The organism is Pseudomarimonas salicorniae, from assembly GCF_023156535.1.
GTDB classification, from domain to species: Bacteria; Pseudomonadota; Gammaproteobacteria; order Xanthomonadales; family Xanthomonadaceae; genus Pseudomarimonas; species Pseudomarimonas salicorniae.
Genome location: NZ_JALNMH010000002.1, coordinates 337,064 through 360,071, shown reverse-complemented (window position 1 = coordinate 360,071; position 23,008 = coordinate 337,064). Strand labels below are relative to the sequence as shown.

Below are 23,008 nucleotides of genomic sequence, written 5' to 3'. Positions count from 1 at the left end.
GGGCGCCGCGGCCGGCGCCACACTTCGCGCCCCGTTCCCTGCGAGTGGCTGCCGTGTCGTCCGCGCCGCTGATCCGACCCGCCGTTGAATCCGACGCCGAGTCCATTGCCCGGATCTACAACCAGGGCATCGAGGAGCGGCGCAGCACCTTCGAGACCCGGTTGCGAACCGTCGACGATACCCGCGCCTGGCTCACGCCCGCTGCCCGCTATCCGGTACTGGTCATCGACACCGGTGGAGGGATCGGCGGTTGGGCCAACCTGTCCAACTATCGCCCGCGGGCCTGCTACGACGGCAACGCCGAGTTCTCGATCTACGTCGACCGCGCCTGCCGCGGCCGCGGCTACGGCGCCCTGCTGCTGCAGGCACTGATCGACGAAGCCCGCGGCCGCGGTTACTACAAGCTGATCTCGCGGATCTTCACCGACAACCAGGCCAGCCTCGCCCTGTGCCGGCGACTGGGCTTCCGCGAGGTTGGCACGTACCTGCGGCACGGTCAGCTGGACGGCGTCTGGCGTGACGTGGTCATCGTCGAGCGCTGGTTGCCCGAAGAAGCCTGACGGCCGGAGAGGGCGCCAAGCAGACCTTCCGCAGGACCCGCCTGTAGGAGCCAGCTTGCTGGCGATCATCCCATTCGGGGCACCTATCGCCAGCAAGCTGGCTCCTACACACGCAACGGCGCTGCCAGGTCCGGTTTGCTCCGCAAAGCAGACCTTGCCGCAGTCAAATTGTGGGAGCGCCCTTGGGCGCGACCGCGACACTACGCATTCACCACAGACCGCGGCCAGAGCGGATTTCCGCGGTCGCGCCCATGTGCGCTCCCACAGTCGGGCTTCGTTGGGCGTCAGCGAAGCCCCATAGGGTGCGTCTTGGACGCACCGATACGGGCGTTCGGACGGTACGCCCGGTGCGGCCAGCCGCACCCTATGAATGTCTTCTTTATGAATGTCTGCTTCGCGCCCGAATCTGCCGTCGCGCTTACCGCTCGGCGAGCTTTTTCAGCCGGTACAGCGCCTCCAGCGCCTCGCGCGGGCTGAGGTCATCCGGGTCGATCTCCTTCACCGCCTGTTCCAGCGGCGAGGCCGGCGCGGCGAACAGCGACATCTGCGGGCTGGGCGGGTCGCGCCGAGGCGCAGGCTTGTGACCGCTCTCCAGCTCCTCCAGCACCTCCCGGGCCTCGGCGATCACGCCCTTGGGCAGGCCGGCCAGGGCCGCGACCTGCAGGCCGAAGCTGCGGTTGGCCGGGCCGTCCTTGACCGCGTGCATGAAGACCAGCTTGTCGCCGTGTTCCACCGCGTCGAGGTGGGCGTTGGCGATGCCGTTGCCGGGCGCGGCGAGCTCGGTCAGCTCGAAGTAGTGGGTGGCGAACAGGGTCATGGCCCGGTTCACCCGTGCCAGCTGAAGCGCGCAGGCCCGGGCCAGGGCCAGGCCATCGTAGGTGGACGTGCCGCGGCCGATCTCGTCCATCAGCACCAGCGAGTGCTCGCTGGCGTGGTGCAGGATGTAGCTGGTCTCGGCCATCTCGACCATGAAGGTCGACTGGCCGCGGGCCAGGTCGTCCCCGGCGCCGATGCGGGTCAGGATGCGGTCGATCGGCCCGATCCGCGCGCTGCGCGCCGGGACGAAGCTTCCGATATGGGCCAGCAGGACGATCAGCGCGGCCTGGCGCATGTAAGTCGACTTGCCGCCCATGTTCGGGCCGGTCAGCACCAGCAGGCGACGCTCGGGTCCGAGCCGCAGCGAGTTGGGCTCGAACGGCTCGGCGCGGACCGCTTCCACCACCGGGTGGCGGCCGTCGATGATCTCGATGCCCGGCTCCTCGACCAGCTCCGGCGCCGACCAGTCCAGCGCCTCGGCGCGTTCGGCGAAGCCGCACAGAACATCCAGTTCCGCCAGGGCCGCGGCGCACTGCTTGAGCGGGGCAAGCTCGGCGTTCAGGGCGTCGAGCAGGGATTCCCACAGCGCCTTCTCGCGGGCTAGCGACTGGTCGCGGGCCGAGAGCACCTGGTCCTCGAACTGCTTCAGCTCCTCGGTGATGTAACGCTCGGCGTTGGCCAGGGTCTGCCGGCGGGTGTAGTGCGTCGGCACCTTCCCGGCGTGCGCCTTGCCCAGTTCGATGTAGTAGCCGTGCACCCGGTTGTAGCCGACCTTCAGCGCGCTGATGCCCGTGGTCTCGCGCTCGCGCAGCTCCAGTTCGGCAAGGAAACTGTCGGCATCCGATGAGAGGGTGCGGTAGCGGTCGAGTTCGGCGTCGAAGCCGTCGGCGATGACGCCGCCGTCGCGAAGCAGCACCGGCGGCTGCGGCAGGATGGCCCGCTGCAGCAGGTCGGCGGTCGGTGCGTGGTCGCCGAGGCGCTCGCAGAGTGCCGCAAGCCCGGGGCTGTCGACGCCCGGTGCCGACAGGGCCCCGCGCAGGGCGGGCAGGGCGATCAGGGCGTCGCGCAGGGTGCTGAGATCGCGCGGGCGGGCGCTGCGAAGGGCGACCCGGGCGAGGATGCGTTCGACGTCGCCGACCCCGCGCAGGGCCTCGCGCAGCCCCTCGTAGAGCGCCGAGTCGCGCAGGGTGCCCACCGCCTGGTGACGCTGGCGCAGCAGTTCGCGGCGGCGCAGTGGCCGGTGGATCCAGCGGCGCAGCAGGCGGCCCCCCATCGGCGTGATCGTGCTGTCGAGCACGCCGACCAGGGTATGTTCGTTGCGGCCGTCGACGCGCTGGTCCAGCTCCAGATGGCGGCGCGTCGCCGCATTCAGCGCGATGCTGTCCGAGGCTTCCTCCACCGCGATGCCGGTGAGGTGCGGCAGCTGCTGCTTCTGGGTCTCCTCGACGTAGTGCAGCAGCGCACCGGCCGCGCCGACCGCCATCGGGCGCTCCTCAATGCCGAACGCGGTGAGGTCATGCAGGCGGAAGAACCGCAGCAGGGCGCGGCGCGCGCTGTCCGGGTCGAAGTGCCACGGACCGCGCCGGCGCAGGCCGCGTTGTGACTGAAGGAAGGCAGGCCAGCCATCCTCATCGGGCAGCAGCAGCTCGGCCGGGTCGAGTCGCGCGATCTCGGCGGCCAGCGCATCCTCGCTGTCGACCTCGCAGACCTGGAAGCGGCCGCCGGCGAGATCCGCCCAGGCCAGGCCAAAGCCCCGCCTGCCTCGGCTGACCGCCATCAGCAGGGTGTCGCGGCGCTCTTCCAGCAGCGCCTCGTCGGTGACCGTGCCCGGAGTGATCACCCGCACGACCTTGCGTTCCACCAGCCCCTTGCTGGCGGCCGGGTCGCCGATCTGCTCGCAGATCGCCACCGATTCGCCGAGCGCGACCAGCCGCGCGAGGTAGCCTTCGGCGGCGTGATAGGGCACGCCGGCCATCGGAATCGGCGCGCCGGCCGACTGCCCACGCTGGGTCAGGGTGATGTCCAGCAGTTTCGCGGCGCGGCGCGCGTCGTCGTAGAACAGCTCGTAAAAGTCGCCCATGCGGAAGAACAGCAGGATGTCCGGATGGTCCGCCTTGGCGGCGAAGAACTGGCGCATCAGCGGCGTGTGCTGGGCGTTGGGGTCGACGGTGTCGCGGGACATTCGCAGGGCGGGGCGGCGTTCGGGGCCGGACATGGTACCTGCAGGGCGCCGCATCCCGCCGCGGCGGCCGGCGCGGCAAGGCCAGGTAGCGTCTGGCGCAAGGCCGCTCACGGCGACCTCGCGAAATGTCCCGGCTGGCTATACTTCGCGCGCCGGGCGTTCCGTGCGCCGACCGCTGGCCGGTCGTGCGCGCGGCAGCCCCATGGAAGCGACGGCAAGCGGATGGCATGGCGAAGTGATCGGGCCTGGGCCCTGGTGGGACTGCTGGCGGTGGCCCTGTCGGGCTGGCTGCTGTATCGCGAACTTGAGGGCATGTCGCTGGACAGCCTGCTCGGCAGCCTGCGCGCCATCCCGGCCGGCGACTGGGCGCTGTGCGTCGCGGCCACCCTGCTGGCCTATGCGGCGCTCGCCGGCTACGACCGCATCGCCCTGAATCACCTCGGCCGGCGGATCGGCTGGGGCTATATATCGGTGGTCTCGTTCACCACCTACGCGGTCGGCCACAACGTCGGCGCCTCGGTGTTCTCGGGCGCCCTGGTCCGCTACCGCGCCTACCGGCACAAGGGGCTGACGCCGGTGGAGATCGGCCTGCTGGTCGCTTTCTGCTCGTTCACCTTCGTCGTCGGCACCCTGCTGCTGGCGGCAGCCGTGCTGCTCATCGAGCCGGAACTGGTACAGCGATTCCTGCCCTCGGTGGGCGTCGGGCTGGCCCGCGGCATCGGCGTGCTGCTGCTGCTGGCGGTCGGCCTCTACGCGCTGGGCAGCCTGCTCAAGTTCTCGACCCTGCGGCTGCGCGGCATGGAGCTGGGCTATCCGCGCCTGCCGACCGTGCTGCAGCAGCTGGTGATCGGCCCGCTGGAGATCATCGGCGCCGCGGCGATCCTCTATTTCGCCCTGCCCGAGGCCGGCAACCCCGGCTATCTGGTCGTGCTCGGTGTGTTCCTTGCCTCGTTTTCCCTGGCCCTGGTGTCGCATGCGCCGGGCGGGCTCGGCGTGCTCGAGGTCAGTGTCCTGCTCGGCCTTCCGGAGATGGACAAGGCCGACGTGCTGGTTGCGGTGCTGGTCTTCCGCCTGCTCTACCTGCTGATTCCGCTGGCCCTGTCGATGCCGGTGATCCTCTGGTTCGAGCGTGCGCGCTGGCAGGATGGCCTGGCGGGTCCGCCCCCGCCCTGAAACCCCCGGGCGTGGAGCCTGCATACGAATGCGTTGGATATTCCGCGCGTTTCGCCTTGCGCGCGCCGCCCGACCGGCTACGCTGGCCTGCACCCCCGGCGGCGCTGACCAGGGCAGCCGGGGCCGTTCCGGGAGGGGAACATGGCAGACAGCACATCGGCGGTGGCCGTCCTGGCGCCGCTGTCGGGGATCCGCGTGGCGCTGGAGCGCGTGCCGGATCCGGTATTCGCGCAGCGCATCGTCGGCGACGGCTGCTCACTCGACCCGGTTTCGGGCACCCTGCTCGCGCCGATCGACGGGCGGGTCGTCCAGCTGCATGGTTCGCGCCACGCGCTGACCCTGCGCAGCCCGGCCGGGATCGACCTGCTGCTGCATATCGGCGTCGACACCGTCGGCCTGCGCGGCGAGGGCTTCGAGGCCCTGGTCGCCGAGGGCGAAGAAGTCCGCGCCGGCCAGCCGCTGATCCGCTTCGATATCGATGGCGTCGCCCAGCGCGCGCGTTCCCTGCTGACCCAGGTGCTGGTCGCCAACGTCGACGCCATCGAGCGCATCGAGCTGGGCCGCGGCGCGCTCGAGGCCGGAGGCAGCGTGCTGTTCCGGGTCTTTCCGAAATCGGCAAGCACCGGCGCCCCGGTCGGCGGCGACGCCGCGGCCGGTGAGCTGCTTGTCAGCGACCCGCTGCCGCTGCCGAATCCGGCCGGCCTCCACGCCCGGCCCGCCGCCGTGCTCGCCGAGCGGGCGCGGGCCTTCGATTGCCCGATCTTCCTGCTGCTTGGCGAGCGCCGGGGCAACGCACGATCCGTGGTCGAGATCATGGCGCTGGGCAGCCGGCAGGGCGACGCCCTGCGCATCGAGGCGCGGGGTCCGGCGGCGACCTCGGCCATCGAGACGCTGTCCGCGCTGATCAGGCAGGGCTGCGGCGAGGACCTCGAAGCCGCCGCGGCCCAGCTCGCGGCGATGACGGCCGCCGCCAGCCAGCCCGCGGCGTCTAGCCGTCGCGAGCCCGGCGTGCTGGTCGGGGTCACCGCGTCCCCCGGCATGGCGCTGGGCGCGGTCGCCCGCTGGCGTCGCGCCGCGCCGCGGATCGTCGACCAGGCCGGCGCGCCCGAGGCCGAGCGCGAGAAGCTGACGAAGGCCCTGGACGAGGTCCGTCGCCGGCTGGCCCGGCTCGGTTCGGCAGCGCATGACGCTGCGCGCTCCGGCGTGCTCGGAGCCCAGCAGGGCATGCTCGACGACCCCGGTCTGGCTGAGAAGGCCGAGGAAGGCATTGCCGCCGGGCTCAGCGCCGGCCGCGCCTGGCAGGCGGCGGTGGAAAAGCAGGCAGGGGTGCTCGAGGCCCTCGACAACCCGCTGATGCGCGAACGCGCCGCCGACCTGCGCGATGTCGGCGCGGCGGTGCTGCGCGCGTTCAGCGGTGAGGTCGAGCAGCCGGCGGAGCTGCCCGAAGGCTGCATCCTGGTGGCCGAGGACCTGACCCCCTCGGAAACCGCCCAGCTAGACGTGTCGCGCGTACGTGGCCTGTGCACCACCGGTGGCGGGCCGACCGGACATGTCGCCATCCTCGCCCGATCACTGGGACTGCCGGCGCTGTGCGGCGTTGATGCGGGGGTGCTGGACCTGCCCGAGGGCAGCGAGGTCCTGCTCGACGCCAGCGCTGGTCGTCTGCTGAGCGCTCCCGATGACGGGCAGCGCGAGGCGGCGCGGGCCGCGATCGAACGCGCGCGCCAGCGGCAGGCCTCGATGCAGGCTGCCGCGGCGAGGCCGGCGCACAGTCGCTGCGGCGCGCGCATCCTGGTGGTCGCCAACGTGCGGCACGCGGGCGACGCCCGCGAAGCGCTGGCCGCTGGCGCCGAGGGCGTTGGCCTGCTGCGCTCGGAGTTCCTGTTCGATGCCCGCGACAGCGCGCCGGACGAGGCGGAGCAGGCAGCCGCCTACGCCGAGGTCGCCGAGGCGCTGGGCCCGCAGCGTCCGCTGGTGATCCGCACCCTGGATGTCGGCGGCGACAAGCCGCTGCCCTACCTGCCCCTGCCGCGCGAGGACAATCCCTTCCTCGGGCTGCGCGGCATCCGCGTCAGCCTTGCCCACCCCGAGCTGTTCCGTGTCCAGCTGCGCGCCCTGCTGCGCGGGGCAGGGCAGGGCGACCTGCACCTGATGCTGCCGATGGTGGCCGGCGTCGAGGAGCTGCGCGAGGCCCGCACCCTGCTGCAGCGCGAAGCCGATGCGCTGGGCGTCGCGGCGCCCAAGCTCGGGGTGATGATCGAGGTGCCCTCGGCGGCGCTCACCGCCGACGCGCTGGCCGCCGAGGCCGATTTTTTCTCGATCGGCAGCAATGACCTGACCCAGTACACCCTGGCCATGGATCGCGGCCATGCCCGCCTCGCCGCCCAGGCCGACGCCCTGCACCCCGCCGTCCTGCGCCTGGTCGGGATGACCGCCGAGGCCGGCAGCCGGCATGGCCGCTGGGTCGGTGTCTGCGGCGCGATCGCCGCAGATCCGCTTGCCGTTCCGGCCCTCCTCGGGCTTGGGGTCACTGAGCTATCCGTTCCCGCGCCGGCCGTGGCGGCCACCAAGGCCACGGTCGCCGCGCAGTCGCTGGAAGACTGCCGCGCGCTGGCCGCCGAGCTGCTGCGCCTCGGCACCGCCGCCGAGGTGCGCGCGCGTCTTGCCGACTGGGAGGCCGCCCATGCGATGTAGGAGCCAGCTTGCTGGCGAAGGCCGCCTAAGAAACGACGCGTTGAGAGAGGGTCGTTCCCGCGAAGGCGGGGAGTCAGTCCTTGTGTTGGGGATAGGCCGCGGCCGACGGATCCGTGGCTTGGCGGGAGCACCGATTTCTTGCAATGGCTCCGCGCGATTCCCGCCCATCGATCGCCAGCAAGCTGGCTCCTACGGCAAGACTCGAGAATCGATGTGGGTCATGGCCCACCTAGGTGAATCCTGATGTTTAAGAAGCTCTACGTACTGCTTCAGCAGATCGGAAAGTCGCTGATGCTTCCGGTCGCCGTGCTGCCCATCGCCGGCCTGCTGCTCGGCATCGGTGCCGCCGGTTTCGCCTGGATTCCCGCCGAGGTCTCGGCGGTGATGAAGGTCTCGGGTGACGTCATCTTCGGCAACCTGCCGCTGATCTTCGCCATCGGCGTGGCCCTGGGATTCACCGAGAACGATGGCGTGGCGGCCGTGGCGGCGACCATCGGCTACCTGGTGATGTGCGCCACCCTCGGCGTCGTCGCCGGCATGCTCAGGCTGCCAACCGATACCGTGATGGGCATGCCCTCGGTCCAGACCGGCGTCTTCGGCGGCATCCTCGCCGGCATGCTGGCGGCCTGGCTGTTCAACCGCTATTACCGGATCAGCCTGCCGCCCTACCTCGGCTTCTTCGCCGGCAAGCGTTTCGTGCCGATCGTCACCGCGCTCGCTGCCATCGGCCTCGGCCTTTTGCTGGTGGTGGTCTGGCCGCCGATCGGATCCGGCATCAAGACCTTCTCGCACTGGGCGGCGGTGTCCGACCCGCGCACGGCGGCGACGGTCTATGGCTTCGTCGAGCGACTGCTGATTCCGTTCGGCCTGCACCACATCTGGAACGTGCCGTTCTTTTTCGAGATGGGGGCCTTCACCGACCCGAGCACCGGCAAGGTGGTCAGCGGCGACATCAACCGCTTCTTCGCCGGCGACCCCACCGCCGGGGTGCTGGCCGGCGCCTTCCTGTTCAAGATGTTCGGCCTGCCGGCGGCGGCCATCGCGATCTGGCACAGCGCCCGCCCGGAGCGCCGGGTGGCGGTCGGCGGAATCATGATCTCGGCGGCGCTGACCTCCTTCCTGACCGGGATCACCGAGCCGATCGAATTCGCCTTCCTGTTCGTAGCCCCGCTGCTATACCTGATCCACGCCGTGCTGGCGGCCTCGGCCCAGTTCGTCGCCAATACGCTGGACATGCATATGGGATTCACTTTCTCCCAGGGCGGCATCGATTTCCTGATGTTCAACGTGCTCGGCCGCAATGCCCAGAACGCCTGGTACGTGTTCATCCTCGGGCCGATCTACGCGGCGATCTACTACGGCGTGTTCCGCGCCTGCATCCACTACTTCGACCTGAAGACGCCCGGCCGCGAGGCGCAGGCGCTGGGTGCCGAATCGGCCTCGGGCGATGAGGGCGGGATCGCCGCATCGCTGGTCGCTGCTTTCGGCGGCCGCGACAATATCGCCAGTCTCGATGCCTGCATTACCCGAGTGCGGGTGGCCGTGCGCGACCCGGCCGGGGTCGACGTCGAGCGGCTCAAGGCGCTGGGGGCCGCGGGGGTGGTGACCGTCGGCAACGCCGTCCAGGCGGTATTCGGCCCGCTCTCGGAGAACCTGAAGACCGACATGGAGCTGTACCTGCGCCGGGCCGGATCCGATCCACTGCTGGCGGCCACTCCCGCGCTGGAGGCGGGCCGGGGCCAGCCGGCCGGAAGCGGCGCCGGGACCGGGGCCGCGGACACGCCGCCCGACTGGCTGCGCGAGGCGGCGCCGGCCCTGCTGGCGGCCCTGGGCGGCCGCGACAACCTGCGCGAGGTGCGCGCCATCGCCCATACCCGGCTGCGGGTCGAACTTGCCGACGCCGGGCGCTTCGATGCCGCCGCGGCGCGGGCCGCTGGGGCCGATGCGGTGCTGGACCTGGGGGGCGGTCGCTATCACCTGCTGGTCGGCGAGCCGGCCGGGCAGTGGGCCGCGGCGGTGCAGGCCGGCTGACCCGTTGTGCGCCGCCCCAGGCACTGCTAGACTTCGCGGCCCGCAGCGGCGTGTCCGCCGCGGACCTCGGGCGGTTAGCTCAGCGGTAGAGCACTACCTTGACATGGTAGGGGTCACAGGTTCGAACCCTGTACCGCCCACCACGACCTGGAGTCGTGGCACCGAGGAAGACGACCGGCATCCAGCAAAAGGTGGTCGACGGGAAACCGGCGATCGAGCGTGCGACATGAGCACTACCGGAACCGCTGTTTCCTGACGCATACCGGGCGCTCGCTGCAGGCTGCATGACGAAGGGCGCTCGGCGCCCTTTTTTGTTGTCCCGAGCCCGGGACGCCCGGAATCCGGAGTTCCCCCATGCCCGCCATCACTCTCCCCGACGGTTCACAGCGTGCCTTCGAGCAGCCGGTCACGGTCGCCGAGGTCGCTGCCTCGATCGGCCCGGGCCTGGCCAAGGCCGCCCTGGCCGGCAAGGTCGACGGCAAGCTGGTCGACACCAGCCACCGCATCGAGCAGGACGCCGCGCTCGAGATCGTCACCGACAAGCACCCCGATGCGCTGGAGATCCTTCGTCACTCCACCGCGCACCTGCTCGCCCAGGCCACGCAACGGCTGTTCCCGGACACCCAGGTCACCATCGGCCCGGTGATCGACAACGGCTTCTATTACGACTTCGCGCGCAAGACGCCGTTCACCCCGGAAGACCTCGAGAAGATCGAGGCCGAGATGGCGAAGATCGTCAAGGAGGACCAGCCGGTGCAGCGCTCGGTCATGGCGCGCGACGAGGCGGTCGAGTTCTTCCGCGACAAGGGCGAGGTCTACAAGGCCGAGATCATCGAGTCGATTCCGGCCAACGAGGACCTGTCGCTGTACTCGCAGGGCGAGTTCATCGACCTGTGTCGCGGCCCCCACGTGCCGAGCACCGGCAAGCTGCGCGCCTTCAAGCTGATGAAGGTGGCCGGGGCCTACTGGCGCGGCGATGCCAAGAACGAGATGCTGCAGCGCGTCTACGGCACCGCCTGGCTGAACGACAAGGAGCTCAAGGCCTACCTGCACCAGCTGGAAGAGGCCGAGAAGCGCGACCACCGCAAGATCGGCAAGGCCCTGGACCTGTTCCACCAGCAGGAAGAGGCCCCCGGCATGGTGTTCTGGCACCCCAAGGGCTGGCAGCTGTGGCAGACCGTCGAGCAGTACATGCGCCGGGTGTACAAGGACTGCGGCTACCAGGAAGTCCGCTGTCCGCAGATCCTCGACGTGTCGCTGTGGAAGCGCTCGGGGCACTGGGACAACTACCAGAACAACATGTTCTTCACCGAGTCCGAGAAGCGGACCTATGCGGTGAAGCCGATGAACTGCCCGGGCCACGTGCAGATCTACAACGCCGGCCTGCACAGCTACCGCGACCTGCCGATCCGCTACGGTGAGTTCGGCGGCTGCCACCGCAACGAGCCTTCCGGTGCCCTGCACGGGATCATGCGGGTGCGCGCCTTCACCCAGGACGACGGCCACATCTTCTGCACCGAGGAGCAGGTCGAGGCCGAGGTCACCGCCTTCCACGCCCAGGCGATGAAGGTCTATTCGGACTTCGGCTTTTCCGACATCTCGCTGAAGATCGCCCTGCGCCCGGAGCCGCGGCTCGGCGACGACGCCACCTGGGACAAGGCCGAGAACGCCCTGCGCGCGGCGCTGAAGGCGTCGGGGGTGGAGTGGGAGGAGCTGCCCGGCGAGGGCGCCTTCTACGGCCCGAAGATCGAGTACCACATGCGCGACTCGATCGGCCGCGGCTGGCAGGTGGGCACCATGCAGGTCGATTTCATGATGCCCGAGCGCCTCGGGGCCGAGTATGTCGATGAATCCTCGACCAAAAGGCATCCGGTGATGCTGCACAGGGCCATCGTCGGCTCGATGGAGCGCTTCATCGGCATCCTGATCGAACACCACGCCGGACTCTTCCCGTTCTGGCTGGCACCGACCCAGGTCGTGGTGGCCAATATCACCGACGCCCAGGCCGACTACGTGAACGAAGTGGCCAAATCCCTGTCCGATCAGGGGGTTCGCGTCCGTGCCGACTTGAGAAACGAGAAGATCGGCTATAAAATCCGCGAACACACGCTGCAGCGGGTCCCGTATCTGCTCGTGGTCGGCGACCGCGAGAAGGAAAACGGGCTCGTTGCGGTGCGCGCGCGTTCAGGGGAAGACCTCGGCTCGATGAGCCTTGCCGACTTCCTTGCACGCATCAGCGCGGAGCGCGGCCCGCTGGCCTGAGATGGTCTTCGGATGCGGCATGTCACCGACAAGAGGAATAGCGAATTAGCACCGACAAACTGAATCGGAAGAACGAGGAGATACGGGTGCCGCGCGTGCGCGTCATCGGGTCCGACGGCGAGATGGTCGGCGTACTCTCCCGGGACGAGGCACTTCGCCTCGCGGAAGACGAGGGCCTGGATCTGGTCGAGATCCAGCCGAATGCGGATCCCCCCGTCTGCCGCGTGATGGATTTCGGCAAGTTCCGCTTCGAAGCGCAGAAGAAGGCCTCGGCCGCGCGCAAGAAGACGAAGCAGGTCGAGATCAAGGAAGTGAAGTTCCGCCCGACCACGGACGACGGTGACTACGCGATCAAGCTGCGCAACATGCGCCGCTTCATCGAGGAAGGCGACAAGATCAAGATCACCATCCGCTTCAAGGGCCGCGAGATGGCGCATACCGAACTGGGTGTGCAGATGATCCAGCGGCTCGAAGAGGATCTGAAGGACGAGGTCGTCATCGAATCCCGCCCGCGCCTGGAAGGCCGGCAGATGGTGATGATGGTCGCGCCGAAGAAGAAATAGTTTCAGCGAAAGATCGGGCATCCTGCCGCGACTTTCGCGAAGGCAGCAAGAAGCGTGGTTCTTGCTGCCTTCCGCCCGCCGGCGCTGCCGTCGGGCGCCGGGCCTTCCCTGGCCCGGGTCGCTTCGTTGAGGCGCCTTCGGGTGCCGAAGCGGGCTCCACGCAAACAGGAACAAGCCCGGCAACGGGCCTACAAGCCGCATCAGGCAGGAAGGAAAGCGCGGGTAACCGCCGCCTGGTTCAGTGTCATAACTAGATGTTCAGTCAAGAGAGTTTCAGTCATGCCCAAGATCAAGACCAATCGGGCGGCCGCGAAGCGCTTCCGGAAGACTGCTTCCGGCAAGTTCAAGTGCGGTCACGCCTTCAAGAGCCACATCCTCACCAAGAAGGCGACCAAGCGTAAGCGCGGTCTGCGTGCCACCAACCACGTACGTGCGGAGGACGCAGGTCGCGTCCAGCGCATGCTGCCGTACCTGTAAGGGGAGGATGAACCATGGCACGTGTTAAGCGTGGCGTTACCGCCCGTCGTCGTCACAAGAAGATTCTCAGCCGCGCGAAGGGCTACTTCAATGCCCGTCGCAAGGTGTTCCGCGTTGCCAAGCAGGCGGTCACCAAGTCGCTGCAGTACGCCTACATCGGCCGCAAGCAGAAGAAGCGTCAGTTCCGCGCCCTGTGGATCGTGCGCATCAATGCCGCGGCCCGTCAGTACGGCCTGTCGTACTCGCGTCTGATGAACGGCCTGAAGAAGGCCGGCATCGAGCTGGACCGAAAGGCCCTGGCCGACATCGCCGTGCACGACATCAACGCCTTCGGCGCCATCGCCGAGAAGGCCAAGGGCGCGCTGGCGGCGTAAGCTGCGTCCACATTGCGGGGCTTAGGCCCCGCGATGAACGGCAAACGAGCGGGGTTCGCCCCGCAACCGATGGGGAAGGGCGCCGCTCTTCCCCATTTGTTTTTTTGCAGGTCTGAACGGCTCGCCCGGTGGAATGATCGCCAGCAAGCTGGCTCCTACAGGGTAATCGTGATGTAGGAGCCAGCTTGCTGGCGAGGTGTTCCCGGGGCGTCCGCCAACGGAAGAACAATGAGCGACCTCGACACCCTGCAGTCCAAGGCCCTCGCCGACATCGGCGCCGCTGACAGCCTCGACGCCCTGGAGACCCTGCGCGTCGCCCTGCTCGGCAAGAGCGGCGCGATCACCGCCCAGCTGAAGACGCTCGGCACCCTGCCGCCGGAGCAGCGCAAGGCCCAGGGCGAGCAGATCAACCGGGTCAAGGACGCGGTGGGCGCGGCGATTGGCGAGCGCAAGCAGGCGCTCGAGGAAGCCGCCTTCGCCCAGCGCCTGGCCAGCGAGCGCATCGACGTGACCCTGCCGGGCCGCGACGGGCAGCGAGGCACGATCCACCCCGTGTCGCGCACCCTGGAGCGCATCGCGGCGATCTTCGCCGGGCTCGGCTACCAGGTCGCTGACGGCCCCGAGATCGAGGACGACTGGCACAACTTCGAGGCCCTGAACTTCCCGCCGCACCATCCGGCGCGGGCCATGCACGACACCTTCTACTTCCCCGACGGCCGACTGCTGCGCACCCACACCTCGCCGGTGCAGATCCGCTCGATGGTCGGCCGCGAGCCGCCGATCCGGATCATCGCCCCGGGCAAGGTCTATCGCAGCGACAGCGACCAGACCCACACCCCGATGTTCCATCAGGTCGAGGGCCTGCTGGTCGACGAGACCTCCAGCTTCGCCGACCTCAAGGGCACGCTGAAGCAGTTCGTCGACGCCTTCTTCGAGCGCGACTTCGAAATGCGCTTCCGACCGAGCTACTTCCCCTTCACCGAGCCATCTGCCGAGGTCGACATCCGCTGGGATCGCGGCGACGGCAGCGAGCCGGGCTGGCTGGAAGTGCTTGGCTGCGGCATGGTCCACCCCAACGTCCTGCGCCACTGCGGCATCGACCCCGAGCGCTACACCGGCTTCGCATTCGGCCTCGGCGTCGAGCGCTTCGCCATGCTGCGCTACGGGGTGAATGACCTGCGCAGCTTCTTCGATAACGATCTGCGCTTCCTGCGCCAGTTCGCCTGACCCGCGAGGGCCAAGGGGCCAGGGCCCAGGGCTCGGAAGAGCCCGCTCTGGCCTGAGCCCTGAGCCCTGAGCCCTGAGCCCTGATATCTGAGCCCTCTCCTATGAAATTCCCCGAATCCTGGCTCCGCGAACATGTCGAGGTCGACGCCGATACGGCGCGGCTGTGCAGCACGCTGACCGCCATCGGCCTTGAGGTCGAGGGCAGTGAAACGGTGGGTGGTGAGCTGCCCGGCGTGGTGGTCGGCGAGATCATCGCCTGCGAGAAGCATCCCGAGGCCGACCGCCTGAAGCTGTGCAAGGTCAGCGTCGGTGGCGGCGAGCCGCTGCAGATCGTATGCGGCGCGCCCAATGCGCGTCTGGGGCTGAAGGCGCCGCTGGCGAGCGTCGGTGCCGAGCTGCCGGGCGGGCTGAAGATCAAGCCGGCCAAGCTGCGTGGCGTGGAGTCCTTTGGCATGCTCTGCTCGGCCAAGGAGCTGGACATCGATGCCGATGCCAGCGGGCTGATGGAGCTTCCGGCCGACGCACCGGTGGGCGAGGCGCTGTCGAAGTATCTCGGCCTTCCCGACACCAGCATCGAGATCAAGCTGACCCCGAACCGCGCCGACTGCTTCTCGGTGCGCGGCATCGCCTACGATGTCGCCGCGGCGCTGGGCAGCTCGGTCAAGCCGCTGCTGATCGAGCCGCAGCCGACCAAGATCGAGCTGATGCTGCCGATCGAGCTGGCCGCCGGCGCCGACTGTCCGCGCTATGCCGGTCGCCTGATCCGCGACGTCGATGCCTCGACCCCGACCCCGGTGTGGATGGCCGAGCGCCTGCGTCGCTGCGGCATCCGTCCGATTTCCCTGCTGGTCGACGTCACCCAGTACGTGATGCTGGAGATCGGCCAGCCGATGCACGCATTCGACGCCGACACCCTGCGCGGGCCGGTCGGCGTACGCAAGGCGCGCGACGGCGAAACGCTGAAGCTGCTCGACGAGCGCGAGGTGAAGCTCGACGAAGGCTTCCTGCTGATCACCGACGCCGACCGTCCGGTAGCCCTGGCCGGGGTGATGGGCGGCTGGGACACCCGGGTGACCGAGTCGACGCGCAATGTCTTCCTCGAGGCCGCCCACTTCGCCCCCGAGGCCATCATCGGCCGGGCCCGCAAGCTCGGCATGCACACCGATGCCTCGCATCGCTTCGAGCGCGGCGTCGACCCCGGCCTCCCGCGACAGGCCATCGAATTCGCCACCCGGCTGATCATCCAGATCGCCGGCGGCAAGGCCGGCCCGCTGAAGATCGCCGAACGTGCCCAGGACCTGCCGCAGCCGCAGCCGGTCACCCTGCGCCGCGCCCGTCTGGCCCGCGTGCTCGGCATGCAGGTGGACGACGCCGTGGTCGACGCCCTGCTGCGCGCGCTGGGGATGGAAGTCGAGTCGACCTCGGAGGGCTGGCGGGTCACCGCGCCCAGTCGGCGCTTCGACATCGCCATCGAGGAGGACCTGATCGAGGAGGTCGCCCGCATCCACGGCTACGACCGCATCCCGATGAGTTCGCCGACCGGCGCCGTGCCGCCAGGCCGCCATCCCGAGGACCGCGTCCCGGTCGCCCAGCTGCGCCAGGCCACAGCTGCGCGCGACTACGCCGAGGCGGTCAACTTCGCCTTTGTCGACGCCGCCCTGCTGCAGCGTTGGGGCCTGCCGGCCGAAGTCGTGCTGGCCAATCCGCTGGCCTCGGACATGGGCGTGATGCGTCCCTCGCTGCTGCCCGGCCTGGTCGAGGCCGTCCACCGCAACCGTGACCGCCAGCAGGACCGCGTGCGCCTGTTCGAGATCGGCCGGGTGTTTGCCCGTGGCGCCGATGCCCCGGTCGAGACCGAGCGCCTGGCCGCCGTGGCCCTTGGCGCCGCGCGGGCCGAGCAGTGGGCGGCCGACGACCGCGCCGTCGACTTCTATGACGCCAAGGGCGACCTCGAGGCCATCTCGGCCCTGTCTGCGACGACCGACCTGCGCTTCGAACCCGGCCAGCGTGCCTTCCTGCATCCGGGGCGCTCGGCCGAGGTCTTCCGCGGCGACGTCCATCTCGGCTGCGTGGGGCATCTGCATCCGCGGCTGCTCAAGGCGCTGGACCTGGCCCAGGAAGTGGTGGTGTTCGAACTCGACGTCGGGCCGCTGGCGCAGCGTGCCGTGCCCCAGGCCGCTGTGCTGTCCCGCTTCCCATCGGTGCGCCGTGACCTCGCCATGGTGGTGCCGGAAGGGACGACATGGGGCGCCCTGGAAAGCGTGATCCGGCGCACGCTTGGTCCGCAGCTCAAGCGCGTCTGGGTCTTCGACCAGTACGTCGGCCCCGGGCTTGAAGCTGGTTTCAAGAGTCTCGCTATGGGCTTGATTTTGCAGGACGACTCCCGCACCCTAGCCGAGCAGGACGTAGAGCAGATGGTGCAGGGGGCGGTGTCCGCCCTTGAGACCCACTGCGCTGCCCGGCTGCGCGGCTAGCCGCACGGACACCGCGGTACCACAGGGGATACGATGGCGCTCACCAAGGCCGAGATGGCCGAACGTCTCTTCGAGGACGTCGGCCTGAACAAGCGCGAGGCGAAGGAGTTCGTCGACGCGTTCTTCGACGCGATGCGCGAGGCGCTGGAGGGCGGGCAGCAGGTCAAGCTGTCCGGCTTCGGCAACTTCGACCTGCGCGAGAAGAACCAGCGCCCCGGCCGCAATCCCAAGACGGGAGAGGAAATCCCGATCTCCGCCCGGACGGTGGTGACCTTCCGGCCGGGACAGAAGCTCAAGGAACGAGTGGAAGCGTATGCTGGACCCGGGCAGTAACAGCGAACTCCCGCCGATCCCGGCGAAGCGCTACTTCACCATCGGTGAGGTCAGCGAACTGTGCGACGTCAAGCCGCACGTGCTGCGCTACTGGGAGACGGAATTTCCGGCCCTCAAGCCGGTCAAGCGGCGTGGCAACCGGCGCTATTACCAGCGCCACGATGTGCTGACCATCCGCCAGATCCGCTCCCTGCTCTACGAACAGGGCTTCACCATCACAGGCGCCCGACAGCGTCTAGAAGGCGAGCAGGGCCGGGCTGACAGCAGCATGACCCTGCAGGTGATCCGTCAGGTGCGCATGGAGCTGGAAGAGGTCCTGCACCTACTCAAGCGCTGATCACGCCGCGCCTCATGGCTGCACGCCGGCCCCGCGAGCCTGTATACTTCGCGGCCCGGCCAGAGCGGCCGGACAGACTACCCGGGGTATAGCGCAGCCTGGTAGCGCACCAGTCTGGGGGACTGGTGGTCGTCGGTTCGAATCCGGCTACCCCGACCAAAACGCCAGCGGCGGATCCGGCAACGGATCCGCCGTTTTCGTTTGCGCGGATCGCGCATCCGGCGGGGAGGTCCGGGCGCAAAGCAGACATTCATAGGGTGCGGCTGGCCGCACCGGGCGTACCGTCCGAACGCCCGTATCGGTGCGCCAAGGCACACCCTATGGGGCTCGCTGACGCCCAACGAAGCCCGACCGTGGGTTCGCCCTTGGGCGCGACCGCGGCGCAACGGATTCACCACAGACCGCGGCCAGAGCGATCCTCCGCGGTCGCGCCCAAGGGCACTCCCACAATTTGACTGCGGAAAGGTCTGCTTCGCGGCACAAACCGGACCTGGCAGCACCGTTGCTGTAGGAGCCAGCTTGCTGGCGATCGTCCCATCCGGGGCGCCTATCGCCAGCAAGCTGGCTCCTACATTCGGGTGATGCGGTACGTCTGCTTCGCGCCTCTTCCGGCACCTCCAACCCGGGCTCAATTCGGTGGCTGTACGTCCTGTCCTGCCTCGCCGACCGGCGGAATGGGCTGCGCGGGAGGCTGCTCGACGGGGGAGGTGCTCAGCCGGTCCTTCAGCAGTTGGATGGCGGCGTCGAGCTGCCGGTCCTCGCCTTGCCAGGACGCGTGCGGCAGGTTGTCGACCTCGATGTCGGGACTGACCCCACGGCCCTCGATCAGCCAGCGGCCGTCGGCGCCGAACTGGCCGAACTCGGCGATCCGGGCGATTCCGCCGTCGGCCAGCCGATTGCGGTCGGACAGCCAGATCCCGGCCCCGGCGGTTCGCGTGCCGATGACCGGTGCGATACCCAGCGCCTTGACCCCGGCGGCGAAGGTCTCCCCATCGGAATAGGTCAGCGGATCGACCAGCACGACCAGGTGGCCGCGGAAGCTTTGCTGCATGTTCCAGTAGGGCCTGCGACCCGGCGACTGCCAGAACGCCCAGGTCCGGCGCAGCAGCTTCTCGATGATCCAGGAGTCGATGTTGCCGCCGCGGTTGCGGCGCACGTCGATGATCAGGCCCTCCCGGTCGACCTGGGCGTAGAAGTCGCGGACGAAGCTGGCGATGTCGTTCGGGCCCATCGCGCGCAGGTGCAGGTAGCCGATGCGGCCTTCGCCGCCTTTGTCGACTACGGCGCTGCGACCCTGCACCCAGTCGGCATAGCGAAGTCGTGCATGGGCGCCGGCATCCACCGGGACCGCCACCGTGCGCAGGGTGCGGCCCTGTCGTTCGAGTTCGAGCAGCACCTGCTGGCCGGCCTGGTGGTGCAGGGCCGCGGCCAGGTCGCCGGCGTGGGCGATGTCGCGGCCATTGACGCGCAGCAGCCGGTCGCCCGCTCGCGCGTCCACGCCCGGACGCGCGAGCGGGGAGCGCTCGCCCGGCAGTTCCGGGTCGCTGCGGTAGATGTGCGCGATGCGCAGGCCGTCGGCGCCCTGCTCGAAGCGCGCGCCCAGCATGGCGGCGCGCGGGGCCTCGCGATCCTGGGGAAAGTCGGCGCCGCGTACCTGCGAGTGCAGGATGCCGAGATGCCCGATCATCTGGGCAAGCAGGTCGTCGAGCTCGGCGCGATCGGTGAGCCGATCGACCAGGGGCGCGTAGCGATCGCGCACCGCCTCCCAGTCAAGCCCGCGCATGCCGGCGTCGAAGCTGAAATCGCGATGCATGCGCCAGGCATCGCTGAACATCTGTTTCCACTCCTGCACGGGGTCGATGGCGAGGCGCCAGTCGGCAACCCGCACCGTGGCCTTGGCGGTATCCGAAGGCAGGGAATCGCCGGCCTCCACCACCAGAAGCTTCGGGTCACCCTCGCCCTGCCGCTGGACCAGGGCCAGGCGCTTGCGGTCGGCGGACAGCTCGAACTGGACGACATGGTCGGCCAGCAGTTTCGGCTCGCTGCCCTGGTTGCCGATGTCCAGGGTTTTCAGCTGCTGGCGCTGATCCACGCTTTCGAGCAGGTAGAGCCGCTTGCCGTCTGCGGCCAGCGCTTCGTAGTCGCCCGCCGGCGCCGGTACCTCGTGAAGCCGCATGGCAAGACCATCGAGCGCGATGGCCGGCCAGACCTTGGGGTCGGTCTGCTCCGACGAGTCCTCCGGGGTCGCCTTGCCATCGGCCGACGCCGCGTCCTTGTCCTGACTGGCGGCTGCCAGCTCATCCTCGGGGGCGAAGGGGAACCGGTTGCCCGGCTGCAGCGCCAGTGCGTACAGCTTGGCCCGCCGGGTGAAGCCCGGACCGGTATTGCGGTCGCCCCAGGGCGAGCCCGGCGAGGCAACGAAGTTGCGCTGGGAGAGGAAGTACAGCCAACGACCATCCGTCGAGAAGGCCGGGGCGTAGGACTCGAAGCGGTCGCTGCTGAGCGTTTCGGTGCGTCTGGAAGCGACATCATGCAGGAACAGCTGGTCGCGGCCGGCGGCACTGCCGACGCGTACGAAGGCCAGGGTCTTGCCGTCGTCCGACCAGACCACATGGCGGTAGGCGTCATCACCGCCCCATTCGCTGCGGTCGATCTGGCGGTTCTGCAGCTGCTGCAGATCGAGCAGGTGCAGGGCACCGCGCTTGTCGGTATGGGCCAGCCAGCGCCCGTCCGGTGAGGGGTAGAGACGCCATCGGTGCGCCTCGCCATCGCGGGTCAGCTGCCGGGACTCGCTGCGACCATCCGCGGCGAAGCGCCAGATCTCGTTGCGTCCGCTGGCGTCGTTGATGGCATAGACCCAGCGCCCGTCATGGCCGGGCACGGCCTCGCGCGAACGGCTGTCTGCCGGGGTCGCGATCTCGACCCGGCGCCGGGGCCCGGGGCCGGCCACGCTGATCCGGCCGCGTACGGTCAGCGCGACCCGGTCATCCGTGGCCGACAGCCGCGTCGAACTGAGATGGGCGAGCGGCTTCTCCAGCCAGCGTTCGCGGCGACCAGCAAAGTCCGACAGCAGGCGCACTTCGAGTGCGCGGTCCTCGCCGGTTGAAAGCTCGAGCAGGCGCAGGTCTGCGCCCAGCTGGTAGGCGATGCGCCCACCGTGCAGGCGAGCGCTGCGCACCTCGAAGCCGGCGTGCCGGGTCAGCGCGCGCGCGTCGCCGCCCTCGGCGTCCATCGTCCACAGGTTGTCCTGTCCGTCGCGGTCGCTGACAAAGAGCCAGCGCCCGTTGTGCCACATCGGCGTATGCATCGCCCCATCGGCGTCACTTCCCAGGCGGCGTGCCTCCTTGCCGCTGGCGGGGTCGAACAGCCACAGCTGGGCCAACGCACCGCCGCGGTAGCCCCGTGCATTGTCGCCGTTGAGGTGCTGGCCGAAACGGGTGAACAGCACCCGGCCGCGATCATCGAAGGCCGCCTGGTTGGCGTCGTGCAGGGGCAGTTCCCGCGTCGCCCGCGACACCGGGTCGACCAGCCGGATCACCCGCAGCAGGGTCGGGCCGGTCAGGTCCTCGCTGCTGTAGATCACCTCGCCGCCCGGAGACCAGCCATGAACCTGGACGCGGCCGGCATCGAAGCTCAGTCGCCGCGGTTCGCCGCCGGCCAGGGGCATGACGTAGACGTCCTCGTCGCCCGCATAGGTGCCGACGAAAGCGACCTGGCGCCCGTCGGGGGAGACCGCGGCGTGGGTTTCCTGGCCCTCATGGGTCGTGATCCGCCGCGCCTCTCCGCCGCTGATCGGTACCCGCCAGAGGTCGCCCTCGGCGGTGAACACCAAACCGTCTGCAAGCGGAGCGGGAAAGCGGAAATAGCCCGGCGTGGCCAGCCCCGGTGCGCTCCACGACAGCAGCGCTGCGGCAAGAGCCAAGGCGAGGAATCGATGCATCGGAGTGCACTCCGTCCGTATCAGCCCGCATCTTTGCCCGAAGCGGCGGGGCAGGGCTATCCCGCGCGGTGGATCGAAGCCCATCGCAGGTGGAGCGAGCGGGGCCGAAGGGCAGGGCAGGGGGCGAAGCAGACATTCATAGGGTGCGGCTGGCCGCACCGGGCGCACCGTCCGAACGCCCATGCCGGTACGCCAAGGCACACCCTATGGGGCTGCGCCGACGCCCAACAAAGCCCGACTGTGGGAGCGCCCTTGGGCGCGACCGCGGAGTTCCGCTCTGGCCGCGGTCTGTGGTGAATCCGAAACGCCGCGGTCGCGCCCAAGGGCGCTCCCACAGTCGAATCTCGTTGAAGTGCGGTAATGCGGTCGAAGGGGGTGGGATTCAGACGCGCCAGAATGGCGCAAACCGGGCCTGGCAGCGACGTTGCGTGTAGGAGCCAGCTTGCTGGCGATCGTCCCGTCCGGGGCGCCTATCGCCAGCAAGCTGGCTCCTACATTCGGGTCTTGCGGAAGGTCTGCTTCGCGCCCATATCCGCCCGCCGTGCCGGGTTCCGGCGCCTAGGTGGCAAGCCTCCGGGCAAACAGCTCGAGCGTGCGCTTCCAGGCCTCCCTGGCCGCCGCCTCGCTGTAACGGGGCGTGGTGTCGTTGTGGAATCCATGGACCGTATCCGGCGGCTGGAACAGGCTGAAGCTGATGCCGTGCCGGGTCAGGGCTTCCCTGTACGGGGGCCAGGCGTCGTTGATGCGAGGGTCTTCCGCGGCCAGCACCACCAGCAGTTCCGCTTTGATGCCGGCGACCTTGTCCGCCGGCGCGGGGCCGCCGTAAAAGGGGGCCGCCGCGTTGAGCTGGGGTAGCTCCGTGGCAAGGAAACTGGTGATCGCGCCGCCATAGCAGAAGCCAACGGCGCCCAGCCGGCCGTTGCCGCCGTCCTGTGCCTCGAACCAGGCCGCGGCAGCGAGGAAATCGGCCCGGCACTTGTCCTGCTGCAGGGTGGCGAACAGGCTGCGTGCCTCGTCCTCGTTGCCGGGATAGCCGCCGAGCGGGAAGAGTGCATCCGGGGCGAAGGCGTCATAGCCGGCAAGCCCCAGTCGGCGGGTGACATCCTCGATGTGCGGGTTAAGTCCGCGATTCTCGTGGATCACCAGCACCCGGGGCAGCGGCCCCTTGGCCTCCGCGGGCAGCACCCGGTAGCCCCTGCCCCGGCCGTGCCCCGCCGGTGAGTCGAATTCCTGACGAGAGGTGGTCAGGCGGGCATCGTCCTCGGGCACCTGCTGCGCCTGGGCAAAACTCGGCGCCAGGGCACCCAGCACGCCTACCGCGGCGGCCGCGCCGACGAGCTCGCCGACCCGCGAGAGAAAGCCGCGGCGATCAAGCTCGCCGTGCACATAGGCATCGAACAGCACCAGCACCTGGGGGTCGAAGTCGTGGTGGGTGAGGCGCGGAGGCTGGGGCTTCATGGCCGATCCCTCTATGACGTTCGGACCAGCGTCCACCCCGCGGCGTGAAGACGGCGCAGGCGGCCCCGGAAACGACACGGGGGCCCGAAGGCCCCCGTGCGCTGCAT

The 23,008-nt window shown here is 69.2% G+C and carries 15 protein-coding genes and 2 tRNA genes; 14 read left to right on the top strand and 3 right to left on the bottom strand.

The genetic code is table 11. The features are described from left to right. The first annotated feature begins 53 nt into the window (after positions 1-53). Positions 54-560 (top strand): arsinothricin resistance N-acetyltransferase ArsN1 family A, encoded by a 507-nt coding sequence (locus M0G41_RS03960; RefSeq protein ID WP_248205286.1) that lies wholly within the window; start codon positions 54-56, stop codon positions 558-560. A gap of 418 nt (positions 561-978) precedes the next feature. On the opposite strand, the gene mutS is transcribed toward M0G41_RS03960, so the two are convergent. Next, a complete protein-coding gene (mutS, locus tag M0G41_RS03955) occupies positions 979-3,558 on the bottom strand; it encodes a DNA mismatch repair protein MutS (protein ID WP_248205601.1) in 2,580 nt (859 codons plus the stop codon). A gap of 222 nt (positions 3,559-3,780) precedes the next feature. On the opposite strand from mutS, the gene M0G41_RS03950 reads away from it, so the two are divergent. The 13 genes from M0G41_RS03950 to M0G41_RS03890 all read left to right on the top strand — a co-directional run bounded on the left by M0G41_RS03950 (position 3,781) and on the right by M0G41_RS03890 (position 17,662). Beyond that, positions 3,781-4,731 carry a lysylphosphatidylglycerol synthase transmembrane domain-containing protein gene (locus tag M0G41_RS03950; RefSeq protein WP_248205282.1) on the top strand — a complete coding sequence of 317 codons (951 nt, stop codon included), beginning with the start codon at positions 3,781-3,783 and terminating at the stop codon, positions 4,729-4,731. Between the two features lie 141 nt (positions 4,732-4,872). Continuing rightward, positions 4,873-7,425: a phosphoenolpyruvate--protein phosphotransferase gene (gene ptsP, locus M0G41_RS03945; protein WP_248205278.1), complete on the top strand. Its 2,553-nt coding sequence runs from the start codon at positions 4,873-4,875 to the stop codon at positions 7,423-7,425. Between the two features lie 243 nt (positions 7,426-7,668). Then, on the top strand, positions 7,669-9,456 hold the full coding sequence (gene ptsG, locus M0G41_RS03940; RefSeq protein WP_248205275.1) for a PTS glucose transporter subunit IIBC: 1,788 nt from the start codon (positions 7,669-7,671) through the stop codon (positions 9,454-9,456). Between the two features lie 68 nt (positions 9,457-9,524). Then, positions 9,525-9,599, top strand: a tRNA-Val gene (locus M0G41_RS03935). A gap of 211 nt (positions 9,600-9,810) precedes the next feature. Further along, positions 9,811-11,718, top strand: a complete 1,908-nt coding sequence (gene thrS, locus M0G41_RS03930) for a threonine--tRNA ligase (protein WP_248205272.1) — start codon at positions 9,811-9,813, stop codon at positions 11,716-11,718. A 44-nt stretch (positions 11,719-11,762) separates the two neighbouring features. Further along, positions 11,763-12,281: a translation initiation factor IF-3 gene (gene infC, locus M0G41_RS03925; RefSeq protein ID WP_248205599.1), complete on the top strand. Its 519-nt coding sequence runs from the start codon at positions 11,763-11,765 to the stop codon at positions 12,279-12,281. A gap of 279 nt (positions 12,282-12,560) precedes the next feature. Further along, positions 12,561-12,758 carry a 50S ribosomal protein L35 gene (rpmI, locus tag M0G41_RS03920; RefSeq protein ID WP_248205269.1) on the top strand — a complete coding sequence of 66 codons (198 nt, stop codon included), beginning with the start codon at positions 12,561-12,563 and terminating at the stop codon, positions 12,756-12,758. Positions 12,759-12,772: 14 nt separating this feature from the next. Then, positions 12,773-13,132 carry a 50S ribosomal protein L20 gene (gene rplT / locus M0G41_RS03915; RefSeq protein ID WP_248205265.1) on the top strand — a complete coding sequence of 120 codons (360 nt, stop codon included), beginning with the start codon at positions 12,773-12,775 and terminating at the stop codon, positions 13,130-13,132. Positions 13,133-13,360: 228 nt separating this feature from the next. Next, positions 13,361-14,359, top strand: a complete 999-nt coding sequence (pheS, locus tag M0G41_RS03910) for a phenylalanine--tRNA ligase subunit alpha (protein ID WP_248205262.1) — start codon at positions 13,361-13,363, stop codon at positions 14,357-14,359. A gap of 101 nt (positions 14,360-14,460) precedes the next feature. Then, the gene (pheT, locus tag M0G41_RS03905) at positions 14,461-16,833 is read left to right on the top strand and encodes a phenylalanine--tRNA ligase subunit beta (RefSeq protein ID WP_248205260.1); all 2,373 of its coding nucleotides are present in this window, start codon (positions 14,461-14,463) and stop codon (positions 16,831-16,833) included. 33 nt (positions 16,834-16,866) lie between these two features. Beyond that, on the top strand, positions 16,867-17,166 hold the full coding sequence (gene ihfA / locus M0G41_RS03900; protein WP_248205258.1) for an integration host factor subunit alpha: 300 nt from the start codon (positions 16,867-16,869) through the stop codon (positions 17,164-17,166). After that, positions 17,147-17,503 carry a MerR family transcriptional regulator gene (locus M0G41_RS03895; protein WP_248205255.1) on the top strand — a complete coding sequence of 119 codons (357 nt, stop codon included), beginning with the start codon at positions 17,147-17,149 and terminating at the stop codon, positions 17,501-17,503. The genes ihfA and M0G41_RS03895 overlap by 20 nt, the downstream gene beginning before the upstream one ends. An 82-nt stretch (positions 17,504-17,585) precedes the next feature. Then, positions 17,586-17,662, top strand: a tRNA-Pro gene (locus M0G41_RS03890). A 469-nt stretch (positions 17,663-18,131) separates the two neighbouring features. Here M0G41_RS03890 and M0G41_RS03885 read toward each other — a convergent pair. Together M0G41_RS03885 and M0G41_RS03880 are read right to left on the bottom strand one after the other, a co-directional pair. Then, a complete protein-coding gene (locus M0G41_RS03885; RefSeq protein WP_248205250.1) occupies positions 18,132-21,443 on the bottom strand; it encodes a S41 family peptidase in 3,312 nt (1,103 codons plus the stop codon). 558 nt (positions 21,444-22,001) lie between these two features. Then, positions 22,002-22,901, bottom strand: coding sequence for a dienelactone hydrolase family protein (locus M0G41_RS03880; RefSeq protein WP_248205249.1), 900 nt, complete (start codon positions 22,899-22,901; stop codon positions 22,002-22,004). Positions 22,902-23,008: the final 107 nt, after the last annotated feature.

Bases quoted from the DNA above. Each gene is read 5' to 3' on its own strand.
- ptsG (WP_248205275.1), top strand. From the start codon at position 7,669: ATGTTTAAGAAGCTCTACGTACTGCTTCAGCAGATCGGAAAGTCGCTG.
- rplT (WP_248205265.1), top strand. From the start codon at position 12,773: ATGGCACGTGTTAAGCGTGGCGTTACCGCCCGTCGTCGTCACAAGAAG.
- rpmI (WP_248205269.1), top strand. From the start codon at position 12,561: ATGCCCAAGATCAAGACCAATCGGGCGGCCGCGAAGCGCTTCCGGAAG.
- ihfA (WP_248205258.1), top strand. From the start codon at position 16,867: ATGGCGCTCACCAAGGCCGAGATGGCCGAACGTCTCTTCGAGGACGTC.
- M0G41_RS03885 (WP_248205250.1), bottom strand. From the start codon at position 21,443: ATGCATCGATTCCTCGCCTTGGCTCTTGCCGCAGCGCTGCTGTCGTGG.
- M0G41_RS03880 (WP_248205249.1), bottom strand. From the start codon at position 22,901: ATGAAGCCCCAGCCTCCGCGCCTCACCCACCACGACTTCGACCCCCAG.
- mutS (WP_248205601.1), bottom strand. From the start codon at position 3,558: ATGTCCCGCGACACCGTCGACCCCAACGCCCAGCACACGCCGCTGATG.
- ptsP (WP_248205278.1), top strand. From the start codon at position 4,873: ATGGCAGACAGCACATCGGCGGTGGCCGTCCTGGCGCCGCTGTCGGGG.
- thrS (WP_248205272.1), top strand. From the start codon at position 9,811: ATGCCCGCCATCACTCTCCCCGACGGTTCACAGCGTGCCTTCGAGCAG.
- pheS (WP_248205262.1), top strand. From the start codon at position 13,361: ATGAGCGACCTCGACACCCTGCAGTCCAAGGCCCTCGCCGACATCGGC.
- pheT (WP_248205260.1), top strand. From the start codon at position 14,461: ATGAAATTCCCCGAATCCTGGCTCCGCGAACATGTCGAGGTCGACGCC.
- M0G41_RS03895 (WP_248205255.1), top strand. From the start codon at position 17,147: ATGCTGGACCCGGGCAGTAACAGCGAACTCCCGCCGATCCCGGCGAAG.
- M0G41_RS03950 (WP_248205282.1), top strand. From the start codon at position 3,781: ATGGCATGGCGAAGTGATCGGGCCTGGGCCCTGGTGGGACTGCTGGCG.